The 13,376-nt window shown below is 66.9% G+C and carries 9 protein-coding genes; 3 read left to right on the forward strand and 6 right to left on the reverse strand.

What is annotated here, in order from left to right; translation table 11 throughout:
• Window positions 1-2 precede the first annotated feature (2 nt).
• The 5 genes from mfd to ACR9Y6_RS03005 all read right to left on the reverse strand — a co-directional run bounded on the left by mfd (window position 3) and on the right by ACR9Y6_RS03005 (window position 6,774).
• Window positions 3-3,452: a transcription-repair coupling factor gene (gene mfd / locus ACR9Y6_RS02985; protein WP_481279923.1), complete on the reverse strand. Its 3,450-nt coding sequence runs from the start codon at window positions 3,450-3,452 to the stop codon at window positions 3-5.
• 80 nt (window positions 3,453-3,532) lie between these two features.
• Window positions 3,533-4,441: a cation diffusion facilitator family transporter gene (locus ACR9Y6_RS02990; RefSeq protein ID WP_481279924.1), complete on the reverse strand. Its 909-nt coding sequence runs from the start codon at window positions 4,439-4,441 to the stop codon at window positions 3,533-3,535.
• A 36-nt stretch (window positions 4,442-4,477) separates the two neighbouring features.
• Complete coding sequence (locus tag ACR9Y6_RS02995) at window positions 4,478-4,990, reverse strand: Slp family lipoprotein (protein ID WP_481279925.1); 513 nt, start codon at window positions 4,988-4,990, stop codon at window positions 4,478-4,480.
• A 28-nt stretch (window positions 4,991-5,018) separates the two neighbouring features.
• A complete protein-coding gene (locus ACR9Y6_RS03000) occupies window positions 5,019-5,921 on the reverse strand; it encodes a 23S rRNA (adenine(2030)-N(6))-methyltransferase RlmJ (RefSeq protein ID WP_481279926.1) in 903 nt (300 codons plus the stop codon).
• A gap of 217 nt (window positions 5,922-6,138) precedes the next feature.
• Window positions 6,139-6,774: an NAD(P)-dependent oxidoreductase gene (locus ACR9Y6_RS03005; protein WP_481279927.1), complete on the reverse strand. Its 636-nt coding sequence runs from the start codon at window positions 6,772-6,774 to the stop codon at window positions 6,139-6,141.
• A 115-nt stretch (window positions 6,775-6,889) separates the two neighbouring features.
• On the opposite strand from ACR9Y6_RS03005, the gene ACR9Y6_RS03010 reads away from it, so the two are divergent.
• Window positions 6,890-7,795: a LysR family transcriptional regulator gene (locus tag ACR9Y6_RS03010; protein ID WP_481279928.1), complete on the forward strand. Its 906-nt coding sequence runs from the start codon at window positions 6,890-6,892 to the stop codon at window positions 7,793-7,795.
• Here ACR9Y6_RS03010 and ACR9Y6_RS03015 read toward each other — a convergent pair whose 3' ends face one another.
• Complete coding sequence (locus ACR9Y6_RS03015; RefSeq protein ID WP_429199730.1) at window positions 7,796-8,329, reverse strand: DUF6630 family protein; 534 nt, start codon at window positions 8,327-8,329, stop codon at window positions 7,796-7,798.
• Between the two features lie 410 nt (window positions 8,330-8,739).
• On the opposite strand from ACR9Y6_RS03015, the gene ACR9Y6_RS03020 reads away from it, so the two are divergent.
• A complete protein-coding gene (locus tag ACR9Y6_RS03020; RefSeq protein ID WP_481279929.1) occupies window positions 8,740-11,127 on the forward strand; it encodes a TonB-dependent receptor plug domain-containing protein in 2,388 nt (795 codons plus the stop codon).
• A gap of 11 nt (window positions 11,128-11,138) precedes the next feature.
• Entirely contained in the window at window positions 11,139-13,349 is a 2,211-nt protein-coding gene (locus ACR9Y6_RS03025; RefSeq protein WP_481279930.1) for a M28 family peptidase, read from the forward strand.
• Window positions 13,350-13,376: the final 27 nt, after the last annotated feature.

Genomic DNA, 13,376 nt, shown 5'->3' on the forward strand with positions numbered 1-13,376 from the left:
AGTCACCCGGGCCGCGGCGCCCCGAGCGCCACCAGCACATCCTGCGCCGTGCGGATACGCTCCGCCGATCCGGGAAGCTCCAGGATCACGCGCAGCTTGTCCTGGCCGTCCATCTTGAACACCCTCGGCTGCTGCTGGATCAGCTTGATCAGGGCCATCGGGTCGATGTCCGGCTTCTCGCGGAAGGTGACACGGCCGCCGTTGGCGCCGAAGTCGAGCTTGCGGATACCCAGCGGCGTCGCCATCAGCTTCAGCTGGGCCACCGCGAACAGGCACTTCGTCTGGTCGGGCAGCAAGCCGAAACGATCGATCATCTCCACTTGCAACTCACGCAGTCCGTCATCGTTCCGCGCGCTGGCGATACGCTTGTACAGGGTCAGGCGCGTGTGCACGTCGGGCAGGTAGTCTTCCGGGATCAGTGCGGGCAGATGTAGCTCCACCTCGGTCTCATGCTCGGAGGTGAGGTCGAAGTCCGGTACCTTGCCGGACTTCAGCGCGCGCACCGCGCGGTCGAGCAGTTCGGTATACAGGCCGAAGCCGATTTCCTGGATCTGCCCCGACTGTTCCTCGCCGAGCATCTCGCCGGCGCCGCGGATCTCGAGGTCGTGCGTGGCCAGGGTGAAGCCCGCACCCAGCTCCTCCAGCGAGGCCAGGGCCTCGAGGCGCTTCTCGGCGTCCGCCGTCATCGAGCGACGGTCGGGCACGATGAGGTAGGCATAGGCGCGGTGGTGCGAGCGGCCCACGCGGCCACGCAGTTGATGCAGCTGGGCGAGGCCGAAGCGGTCGGCGCGGTTCACGACGATCGTATTGGCCGTGGGAATGTCGATACCCGACTCGATGATGGTGGTGGACACCAGCACGTTGAACCGCTGGCGATGGAAGTCGGCCATCACCTGCTCCAGTTCGCGTTCGGGCATCTGTCCATGGGCGATGCGGATGCGCGCTTCGGGAACGAGTTCCGCCAGTTCACGTGCGGTGCGCTCGATCGACTCCACTTCGTTGTGCAGGAAATACACCTGGCCGCCACGGGCCAACTCGCGCTGGATCGCCTCGCGGACGAGCGCCGGCTGATACGTGGAGATCAACGTGCGCACGGCGGTGCGATGGGCGGGCGGCGTGGCGATGATGGAAAGATCGCGCAAGCCGCTCATCGCCATGTTCAAGGTGCGCGGGATCGGCGTGGCCGTGAGGGTGAGCAGGTCGACCTCGGCGCGCAGCTTCTTCAACTGTTCCTTCTGGCGCACGCCAAAGCGTTGCTCTTCGTCGACGATGACGAGCCCGAGGTTCTTGAAACGGATATCGGGCTGGAGCAGCTTGTGCGTGCCGACCATCACGTCCACCTGGCCATCCGCCAGCCGTTCGAGGGCGAGATCCACTTCCTTCTTCGACTTGAAGCGTGAAAGGACGTCCACGCGCACGGGCCAGTCGGCGAAGCGGTCGGCGAAGTTGCGGTAGTGCTGCTGGGCGAGGAGGGTGGTCGGAACCAACACGGCCACCTGCTTGCCCGCGGTCGCGGCGGCGAACGCGGCGCGCAGCGCCACCTCCGTCTTGCCGAAACCGACGTCGCCGCAGACGACGCGGTCCATGGCACGTGGCGCGGCGAGATCGGTGATGACGGCGTCGATCGCCGCCTGCTGGTCGGCGGTTTCCTCGAACGGGAAGGTCGCCGCGAATTCCTCGATCATCTGCCGGTCGACCGACAGGGACTCACCCTGGCGGGCTTCGCGCTGTGCATAGATCGCCAGCAACTCCGCCGCCACGTCGCGCACCTTCTCGGCGGCACGCTTCCGCGCACGCTCCCAGGCGTCGCCGCCGAGCGAATGCAGCGGCGCCAGTTCCGGCGCCGTACCCGTGTAGCGGCTGACCAGGCCCAGCTGGGCCACGGGCACGTAGAGCTTGTCGCCCTTGGCGTATTCGATGGTCAGGAATTCGCCGGGCATGTCGCCGACATCGAGCGAGACGAGCCCTTGGTAGCGGCCCACGCCATGGTCGATGTGCACGATGGGCGAGCCGATCGACAGTTCGGTGAGATCCTTGATGATGCTTTCGGGATCGCGTGCCGCCCCCGCGCGTCGCTTGCGGTCCGTGCGGACGCGCTCGCCGAACAACTCACGCTCGGTGAGCACCGTGAGCGCCGGCTTGGCCAGCGCGAAACCCTGTTCCAGCGAAGCGGCGGTGATCGCCAGCGATTCGCCGCGCGCGAGGAAGTCCTTCCAGCCGTCCACGTTCGCCGGCTTCAAGCCCGCGCCGGCCAACTGTTCGATCAGTGCCTCGCGCCGGCCCGCCGAATCGGCGGCGATGAGGACGCGGCCGGGATAGCTGGCGAGGAAATGGCGCAACGCCGTGCCCGGTTCCTCGCCCTTGCGGTTCAACGGTACGTCGGGGGCCGGCAGCGTGCCCAGGTCCACGGCGTGCTCATGGTCCTTCGGGACCACGTCCACGCGGACCTGCTTGTTCAAGCGCTCGCGCAGTTGCTCCGGCGGCAGGTAGATCTCGTTCGGCGGTAGCACGGGCCGCTCGATGTCGTGCGCACGCTGGTCGTAGCGCTCGGTGGTCTGCGCCCAGAACTGCTCGGACGATTCCAGCGCGCCTTCACCCAGCACGAACATCGCGTCGCCGGCGATGTAGTCGAACAAGGTCTCAGTGGCCGGGAAGAACAGGGGCAGGTAATACTCGATGCCACCAGGCGTCACGCCTTCCTTCATGTCCTGATACAGCGGGCAGCGCCGGATGTCGATCGGGAAGCGCCCGCGCAGGTTGCTGCGGAAGTTCTTCGCGGCGTCCTCGGTCAGCGGGAATTCGCGCGCGGGCAGCAGGTCCACGCCTTCGACCTGGTGCTGGGAGCGCTGGGTTTCGGTGTCGAAGGTGCGGATCGATTCCACTTCGTCGTCGAACAGTTCCACGCGATAGGGCTCGCTCGCGCCCATGGCGTAGATGTCGATCAGCGCCCCGCGCACCGCGAAGTCGCCCGGTTCGCTCACCTGCGGCACGTTCCGGTAGCCCGCGGCTTCGAGCCGGCGCTGCTCGGCGATGAGATCGAGTTTCTGTCCCTTGCGCAGCACCAGGCCGGAGCCCGTGATGTGCGTGCGCGGCGCGATCCGCTGCATCAGTGTCGCGACGGGCACCACGAGCACGCCACGCCGCGTGCTGGGCAGCCGATACAGCGTGGCGACGCGCTGCGACACCACTTCCGGATGCGGGCTGAAGACGTCGTAGGGCAGGGTCTCCCAATCCGGGAAGTGCAACACCGGCAACTCGCCGGCGAACACGGCCAGTTCGCTTTCGAGGTTGTCGGCGCTGCGGGTGTCGCGTGCCACTACGACCAGCAGGCCGTCGTGGGCGCGGGCCGCCTCGGCGATCTCGAGCGCCCAGGACGAGCCGTGGGGGACGGCCCAGTAACGGCGGGTCTTGGCGTTGACGGGGAGCGGGGGGCGAGGGAGCGCTACGGGCATGGAGTCGGGCAGGAGCCTTGCGGACAAGCCGTCGATTGTACTACCTGCCCGTGAAGGCGCCTTGCGCGGCGGCCCTGGGTTCAGTCGGCGTAGTCGGGCTCGAAGAAGCTCCAGCGCACGTCCTTGAACTCGGCCTTGAAGTCGGCTTCGACGATGTTGATCGCCTCGATCATGGCCCGGGCGGTCGGCGCGGCGGCCATTTTCGCCTTGATCGCCACCATGACGTCGGTGCCCATCTGCAGGGTGAGCACGTTGTAGACGGTGTCGATCTCGGGGCGACCCTCCAGGAAGGCGACCATCGCGGCACGCTGTTTCGGCTCCACGCCCTGGCCGATCAGCAAGGCCTTCACCTCGATGGCGACCGCCACCGCGACCACGATCAGCAGGACGCCGATGGCGATGGTGCCGAGCGCGTCGAAGAACAGGTTGCCGGTGACCATGGTGAGCACGACGGCGAGCAGGGCCAGGCAGAGGCCGATCAGCGCGGCCAGGTCTTCGCCGAAGATCACCAGCAATTCGCTGGCGCGGGTCTCCCGGAACCATTGCCAGATCGAGCGGCCTTCACGCGCCTTGTTCACTTCCTGCATGCAGCCATGCATGGAAACGCCCTCGGTAACGATGGAGAACGCCAGCACGCCGACGGCCAGCCAGGCCCATTTGAGGGGTTCCGGATGGGTCAGCTTGTGTATGCCCTCGTAGATCGAGAACATCCCGCCCACGCTGAAGAGCAGGATCGCCACGAGGAACGACCAGAAATACAGGGCGCGACCCCAGCCGAGCGGGTAGTCCGGCGAGGGCGGCCGCTTCGCCTGGCGCATGCCCAGGAGCAGCAGGCCCTGGTTGCCGCAGTCGGCGAGCGAATGCACGGCCTCGGCGAGCATCGCGCCCGAGCCGGTGAAGATCGCCGCGACCAGCTTGGCGATGAAGATGGCGAAGTTGGCCCCGAGCGCGAGGAAGATGGCGCGCTTCGAATCGGCGTGTCCCGACATGTGAGTCACTGTCCCGCGGTGGTGAATCGCAGGATCTTACCGTATGACGCCGACACCCACGCCGAAGCTCACGTTGGGATGTCCGCCGGACATTTCCTTGGCCGTCCAGACGTGTGACTGGTTCACGGAGACGAGCGGGAACGTGTACTGCGCCTGGCCGACATTGCCGGTGCGGGTGCCGTTGAGGCGCCCGGCGATGGTGACCAGCGACCCGGCCGGGTAATCGAGGCTTTCGACGTAGCCGGGCATGGCGGCGATGAAGCGGCCGTTGCCGGTGTCGTTCGCCTTGGGGCGCTGCGAACCGTCGAGTGGGTAGGCGAGCACTTCGATCTCGCTGTGATCGGAGAAGTTGCGCACGTTGACGATGCGGCCGCCCCAGATCACGTCGGCGCTGCCATAGCGCTCCGGTTCGCGGGCGACCTGGGCAGGCGGCACGGCGACGTTGCTCGCCGTTGGCTTGTAGATCGGCGCGGGCGCGCAGCCGGCGAGGGCGAGGGCGAGGGTCAGCAAGGCGGCAGGGACGGCGAGACGGACGATGGTCGGGCGCATGGGTCGACTCCTGGCGTGTGGAACGACTTTACCGCCTTCGGACTGAATGAGGTGACTGCGGACCGTGGGCAGCTGCTTCATCTTTGCCTTCCTCGACCAGCCAGGTCAGCCGGTATTCGGATTCGCCTGGGGTGCCGAGCAGCTTGGGCAGCACGCGCAATGAATCGCGCAGCACTTCATCGAGTTTCCACGGCGCGTTCACGATGGCCACGCCGGTGCCGTTGAGGCGCAGCGGGGAGTCGTCCGGGCGCAGCAGCACTTCGGCGACCAGCACCCGCTTCGCCCCGCTCTTGCCGAGCCAGCGGTGGAAGGGCTGCACCTGGCTGCGCAGCTTGATCGGGTACCAGATGGCATAGATGCCGCCGGGCCATTTCTCCATCGCCGCCTTGAGCGCTTTCTCGATGACCCGGAACTCCATCTCCTGCGACTCGAAGGGCGGGTCGATGAGTACGAGCCCGCGTTTCTCCTTGGGCGGCACGAAGGCCTTCATGGCCTCGTAGCCATCGCGCTGGTGCACGTGCACGCGCGGGTCGTCATGGAACAGCTGGCGCAGCTGGTCCGATTCGCCGCTCTGCAGTTCGCATAGCTGGGCGGAATCGCCCTCGCGCATCAGGTGTGCGGCGATCCAGGGCGAACCCGGGTAATAGCGCATCGATTCGTCGCCGGCGTTGCAGGCGCGCACCACGTCCAGCCATTTCCACAACAGCGGCGGCAGACCGCTGGCGGTCTTCAGGATGCCGAAACCGTCGTCGGATTCGGCGGTTTTGCGCGCCTCGGCGCCGCGCAGGTCGTAGCGGCCGCGGCCGGCGTGGGTGTCGATGTAGCAGAAGGGCGAACTCTTCTGCTTCAGCGAGTCGATCAGGGCCACGAGCACCATGTGCTTGAGGACATCGGCAAAATTGCCGGCATGGAAGGCGTGGCGGTAGTTCATCCGGGGGAGTATAGCGGTCGGTATCCTGGCCCGCTGCCGCGGGATCGCCGACAAGGTCGGCTCCCACCAGGCCTAGATCGCCGGCAGGGAGCGGCCTCCACCAGGCCCGGATCGCCGGCAGGGAGCGGCCCCCCACCAGGCTCGGATCGCCGGCAGGGAGCGGCTCCCACGGTGCCCTGCTCTGGTGGGAGCCGACCCTGTCGGCGATTGGGAGTCCTCAGTACGCCAAGGTCACCCGCTTCTTCGCCGCGTCCCCTTTTTCCAGACGATCGAGCACACCGATGGCGAAGTCGGCGATCGAGATCCGGCTATTCCCTTCGGCATCCACCAGCAACTGGTCGGCGCCCACGCGATAGGAGCCCGTGCGTTCCCCTGGCGCGATCACGGCCGCCGGACTGATATAGGTCCAGTCGATGTCCGCCTTGCTGGCGCGGAACACCGCCAGCGCCTCGATCTGCGCATTCGCCGATGGCTTCCATTCCGCCGGGAAGTGGGCGTCATCGATCACGCGGACGCCGGGGGCGACCTCCAGGCTGCCGGCGCCGCCGACCCAGGCGAAGCGGCGCACGCCCGCCGACGAAAGCGCATCCAGCAGGACGGCCGCCTGCTTCGGCACATTGGCCGGGTCGGCGTGGTCGTTGAGGCTGGCGATGGCGGCGTCGGCACCGGGAAGGGCGGCCGCGAACGAGGTGGGGTCGGAGACATCGCCCTTGACCACGGTCAGGGCGGCATGCCGCGCGGCGACCCGTGCGGGATCGCGGACGACGGCGGTGACCGCGTGACCGCGGGCCAGGGCTTCGTCGAGGATGACCTTGCCGATGTTGCCGGTGGCGCCGAACAGGACGATCTTCATGGTGGAATTTCCGTGGGAAGGGATGTAGCTAGCATGCGCTCCTGATCGTTCACAGGAAACGCGCAATCCATGGATTCATCGTAAAGTAAGACTTTACGATGAATCGGAAACCCGCATGGCCGACGTCAACCTCAACCGCCTCGCCGTCTTCGTGACGCTCGTCCGGGCCGGCTCGTTCACCGCCGCCGCCCAGCAACTGGGCAGCACCAAGGCGATGGTGAGCCAGCACCTGGCGAAGCTGGAAGAAGAGCTCGGCGTGCAACTGGTGGTGCGCAGCACCCGGCGGATGTCGCTGACCGATGCCGGCGAGCGCTTCCACGAGGACTGTGCCCGCGTCCTCGCCGATGCGGAGGCGGCCATCGCACAGCTGGGCGAGTGCCGCGACACGCCGATGGGCGGCCTTCGTGTCGCGGCCGCCGGAGACCACGGCCCCTCGATCGTGGCGCCCGCGCTGGCCGACTTCGCAGCCAGGTTTCCGCAGGTCAAGGTGGAACTGGTGACCAGCGACAGCATCGTCGACCTCATCGCGGAGCGCTTCGACCTGTCGATCCGTATCGGCTGGCTGCGCGATTCCAGCCTGCGGGCGGCGAAGCTGGCGAGCTTTCGCCAGTGCCTCGTCGCCTCGCCGGCTTACGTCGCGAAACATGGCGCGCCACGGGTACCCGAAGACCTCGCCGCGCATGCCTGGATTGCGCTTACCGTGCTCTCTTCGCCCAACCGCTGGACCTTCTTCAGCTCGGGCGGCGAGACGGAACACACCGTGCAAACACGCACCGTGGCCAGCGCCAACAGCACGCTCGGCGTGCACGCCTTCGTCGCGGCGGGCCTCGGCGTATCGGTGCTTCCCGATTATCTCGTCGACGAGGACATCTCGGCTGGCAGGCTCGTGGCCTTGCTGCCCCGCTTTCGTCTTCCGGAAGGCGGCGTGTACGCGGTCTATCCGGGCAAGCAGCCCCCGGTGAAAGTGCGTGCCTTCATCGACCTGCTGAAGGAGAGGCTGGCTCGTCCGGATAGCCGATAGTCAGGTCACCTGGCTGCCGAGGCGAAGGTTGATGCCCAATTGCGTCGCCACCAGGCGCATCTGCTCGTCGTCGCGCGAACTGGTGATCCAGCCGGCATAGACGTCGTCATCCGCTTCGCGCGCCCACAGCGTATAGCCGTGCTGGTTCAGCTGGTCGAAAGCGCGCGAGAAGATCTCCGCGCCGTCGATGTCCTCGTGGAACTCGTCGTCGTCCGGATCGCCATCCCAGTCGATGTCGATGTTCCACCGGCTTGCGAGTTCCTTGATCGCATCCACCAGGGCGCGGGTATCGTCCGCGTCCACTTCGAAGCCCGAGCGCCAGTCCGTCACCCGGCCGACGATGCGTATCGGGTCTTCGTCGCCTTCTTCCTCGACTTCATCGCGATAGGCGGAGAACTGCTGCATCGCCCCGTCCTCGTCGCCGGGATTGATGAGCAGCAACAGGTGCCAGACCTGGGATTCGACGGAGTCGTCGCCGTCCTCCGCATCGTCGGGGTCGCGCTCGTTCTCGAAATCGTCGTCGTACGAAGTCATGGGCCGGTGTCGTTCGATGGGGAGGGCGACAGTATCGCCCATCCGGCACGGCGGGGGATTGGACGTCCGAACGGGCGGTTGACAAACGTTCGTTGCGGTGCAACAAATAAGCTTCGCAAGATTCCCGCCAAGGCGACCCCACCCCCAGTGAACGCACATCAGCAGCGCGTGACCACCATCCCGACGATCCTCGCGGCCGCACCGCGATGTCCGGCGATGCGTGCGTGCTGTTGTCGTTGTCGACTGGGCTGATCCGCACGCCTCGCACCTAGCGCCACAGGCGCTGGCGCGTTCCGCGGCCTGACCGCGGCTCCATTCCATCCGTTTTTCCGGCCGTCATGGGCCCGGCATGCGTTCACGCATCGCCGCCGCATGGCCGCCCATGCTCATCGTCCAGGGGACATCCACCCATGCATTCGCTCGTCCGTCGCCGTCGCCACCCTTTGTTCCTCGCCCTGGTTGTTGCCTTCGGAGTGCCCGCGCTCCAGGCCCAGGACGCCCCCCGCGCCAGCCAACTCGATACCGTGATCGTCACCGGGACGCGCAGTACCGAGCGCACCGTGTCCAGTTCGCTACAGCCGATCGACGTCATCACGCCGCAGCAGCTGCAACAGACCGGTGCCACCCAGCTCACGGCGGCGCTGGCCCGGCTGGTGCCTTCGCTGAACTTTCCGCAGCCGACCACCATCAGCGGAGCCGAGGTGGCTCGCCCGGTGACGTTGCGTGGCCTCAGCCCGGACCAGGTGCTCGTGCTGATCGACGGCAAGCGCCAGCACACCGGGGCGTTCCTCAATCTCGGCGGCGCCATCGGCCGCGGTTCGAATCCGGTGGATCTCAACGCCATTCCCGTGTCCGCCATCGAGCGCATCGAGGTGCTCCGCGACGGACAGTCCGCGCGCTATGGCTCGGACGCCATCGGCGGGGTGATCAACGTGATCCTCAAGAAATCGGGGCAGGGTGGACAGGTCACCGCCAAGTTCGGCGGTTACGACGCCGGCGATGGTCTGCAACGCCAGCTCACCGCCGATACCGGTTTCAAGCTGGGCGACAAGGGCTCGATCCATGTCGCCATCGATACGCAGAACAACGATGGCACCAATCGCGCGGGCCGGGATCGCACCGCCGCCTCGGTGGGTAGCACGTATGGCCAGAAGGTGTACTGGCTGGGCGATCCGGCGGTGCAGTCGAACAAGGTATCGCTGGTGGGGCAATACGCCTTCAGCAAGGCGATCGAGGTGTATGTCGAGGCGCTCTACCGGCGCGACCGCGACGAGACCGCCAGCCTCTACCGCCATCGTGGCGACTCCACCAATGTCACCGCGATCTATCCGAACGGCTACCTTCCTGTCGGCATCCCCATCGTCAACGACGCCAGCATCACGGCGGGGATACGTGGCCAGCTTGGCGAGGGCTGGCACTACGTCCTCTCGGCCACCCATGGTTCGAACGAGTACGACCAGCGCAGCCACGCGATCAACGCCGACTGGTACCGCGCCTTCGGCTACACCCCGTTCTTCATACAGGGAGCCGATTACAAGACGAACCAGCAGACCGGCAACCTCGACATCGGCAAGGAATTCTCGCCTTCGTGGCTGCCCAACCCCGTGAGCGTGTCCTTCGGCCTGGAATACCTGCGGCAGGGCTACAAGGTCAGCCCGGGCGACGCCGTGTCGCAGTACGGTCCGAACGGCGGCATCACCGGCGACCTGCAGGGCAACTGGCAGCGGCACGACGTGTCGGAATACATCGATCTGGAGACGAACCTCACCGATCGCTTCGCGTTGTCGCTGGCGGGCCGCCACGAGCATTACAGCGATTTCGGCGGCACCACCTCGGGTTCCTTGTCCGGACGCTTCGATTTCAACCCGCGGGTGGCGTTGCGCGGCAGCGTCGGCACGGGATTCCGTGCGCCGACGCTGGTCCAGCAGCACTACGCCGATATCTCCTCGCAGTTGCAGGATCTCGGGCAGGGCCAGGTGCTCGTGCAGTCGGGTACGTTTCCGGTCGACGCGCAGGCGGCGAGCCTGCTCGGCGCTGAAAAACTCAAGCCGGAAAAATCGCGCAGCGCCACGCTGGGCCTCGTGCTTGAGCCGCTCGGTGGCTGGAACGTGAGCGTCGACGCGTACTGGATCAAGATCACCAATCGCATCAACCTCTCGTCGAACATCCCGGTGAACACGCCCGCCGTGAACGCCTATCTCGCGTCCGCCGGCGTCGATGTGAACTACCAGTCGATCCGCTATTTCACCAACGCGGTGGATACGCGCACGCGCGGTCTCGACTTCGTGAGCCAATACGCCTTCGACTTCGCCAACGGCGATCGCCTCAATACCACCGTCGGCTGGGCATACAACGAGAACGAGGTGACCAAGGTCAAGCCGAATCCGGCGATCCTCGACGAACTGGGTGTAGCCGTGCAGCGCGTGGAGCGCCGCGAGCGGCTTGGCCTGCTCGGTGATACCAATCCGCGCACGAAGCTGGACGTGGGCCTGGATTACCTGCATGGCAGCTGGGCGGGACACGCGAACGTGCAGCGCTACGGCGACTACACCGTGTACAGCAATAGCAGCAATGCGCTGGACCAGAACTTCGACCACCGCTGGACCCTCGACCTCTCGGCCGACTACACCATCGACCAGTGGACCTTCACGGCTGGAGCGGACAACGCGTTCAACGCACGACCCGAGCAGACCAAGTTCGCCAACTCCACCGGCGGCAATTTCAAGTACAGCCTGTTCTCGCCTTTGAGCTGGAACGGCAGGTACTACTACGCTAGCGCGACCTATCGGTGGAACTGATGGACGTGCGCGTGTTTCTGCCTGTCCTCCTGCTGGCGCTATCCGGGTCCGTCGCGGCACAGGCCGCGCCGCCACTGACCGGTTTCACCACGGCGTCGTCAGCGGCGGAACGCGACGTGGAGCGGCGAATCGATGCATCCATCGACGCGGCCGACCTCGACGGCTGGCTGCGCCGCTTTGCCTCCGCGCCGAACCAGGTCGGTTCGCCGCACGACAAGGAGAACGCGGACTTCATCGCCGCCAGCCTGCGCGAGTGGGGCTGGCGGGTGACGGTCGAACCGGTCCGGGTCCTCGTGGCCTATCCATCGGTACAAAAACTTGCCTTGGTGGGCGCCGGTGGCTATGTGGCCGATTTCACCGAGCCCGCCGTCGACGGCGACGCCGACACGAAACGCACGGAAGGCGTGCTTCCCGGCATGGAGTCGTACAGCCCGGATGGAACGGTGGATGCGCCGCTGATCTTCGTCAACGAAGGCCTGTCGAAGGACTACGACGATCTCGAGCGCAACGGCCAATCGGTGCGCGGCAAGGTCGTGCTGGTGAAATCCAGCGGTGCCGGGCGATGGGTGAAGCCGAGGCTGGCGCAGCAACATGGCGCGGTCGGCGTCGTGATTTATTCCGACCCCGAAGCGGATGGTTTCGCCAAGGGCGATGTCTATCCGACCGGCGCATGGCGCACGCCGCGCACGGTCCAGCGCGGCACCCTCGGCATCGACAGCGTGCTGGACGCGTCGGCCGCGAAGACCATCCAGGCCGAGAAACGCACCGGCGACCTGGGGATTCCCGTCGTCACGATCGGCTATGGCGATGCCGAGCATTTCCTTCGTGCCCTGGGCGGGCCGGTCGTGCCGAATCGCTGGCAGGGCGGGTTGCCCTTGACCTATCACGTCGGCGGCAATGCGCAGGTACACCTGGAAGTCCGCTCGCCGTGGGAGTGGCGCACGCTCTACAACGTCATCGCGAGCCTGCCCGGCAGCGAGTATCCGGACGAGTGGGTGATCCGCGGGGTGCACCATGATGCCTGGGTGTATGGCGCATGGGACCCGCTGGCCGGAACCACGGCCCTGCTTGCGGAGGCGCGGGCCATCGGCGAACTCGCCAAGGCCGGCATCCGGCCGAAGCGGACGCTGGTTTTCGCCAGTTGGGACGGTGAGGAGCTGGGCATCCTCGGGTCGAAGGCGTGGGCCGAACGGCATGCGGCGGAGCTGTCGCGCAAGGCGGTCTTCTATCTCAACAACGACACCACGGGCCGTGGCTTTCTCTCCACCGCCGGCGATCCTTCGTTAGCCTCCCTGGTCGACGAGGTGGCGGGGGATCTTCGCGATCCGGAAACCGGTGCCAGCGTGCGGGAGCGCCGCGAGGCGAAACGCGCGGTGGATGCCGCGGAGAAGGGCAAGGACGTGGAGGGGCCGATCGTGCCGCCGCGGCTCGGCACTGGCTCGGATTACCTGCCTTTCGCGCACCGGCTCGGCGTCCCGTCCCTGCATGTGCGCTATGGCTACGACCGCGACGGCGATGAAGAGAGCGTTCCGGTCTACCACTCGCTGTACGACACCTATGCGCATTACCAACGCTTCGGCGACCCTGGACTGAAGTACGTGAACCTGCTGGCGCGTACCAACACGCGCCTGGCCCTGCGCGTGGCCAACGCCGACGTGCTGCCCTGGCGCTACACGGCGTTCGCGGAATCGCTGGGCCGGGACATCGAGCGGCTGGCGGCCAGCGTGGCGACGACTCGTCGTGACGCGGTCCGCCACAACACGCTCGTCGACAGCGGCGCCTACCGGCTGGCGGAGGTGGCTTATCGTGGCTTGCGGCCACCTGCGCGGGTGGACGACCGTTGGCAGGAGGTCGATCTCGGTCCGCTGCGTGACGCGCAGCGCGGGCTGCTCGCTGCCGCGCGCGCCTACGACGGCGCCGCGGGTGCCACGGGCGATCTTCCGTCGAAACGGCGGGATGCCGTGAACCGGGCCCTGCGCGAGGTCGCGCCCGCGTTCGTGCAGGCATCCGGCCTTCCGCGGCGCCCCTGGTACCGGCACCTCCTGCAGGCGCCCGGCCGCAGGGAAGGCGAGGACGTGGCGCCGTTGCCCGCGATCGGCGATGCCATCGATGCGCGCGCCTGGGACGAGGCGTCGGCGGAGGTCACGGCCACGGCCGAGGCCACCCGCCGGGCGACGGCGGCACTGGTGAAGGCGACCGATGCCCTCTCGAAGGGCCGCTGACCGCCCCGTCGTCCCCACGGGACCCGC

The sequence above is a fragment of the Luteibacter sp. TLI7-4A genome, from assembly GCF_056754745.1.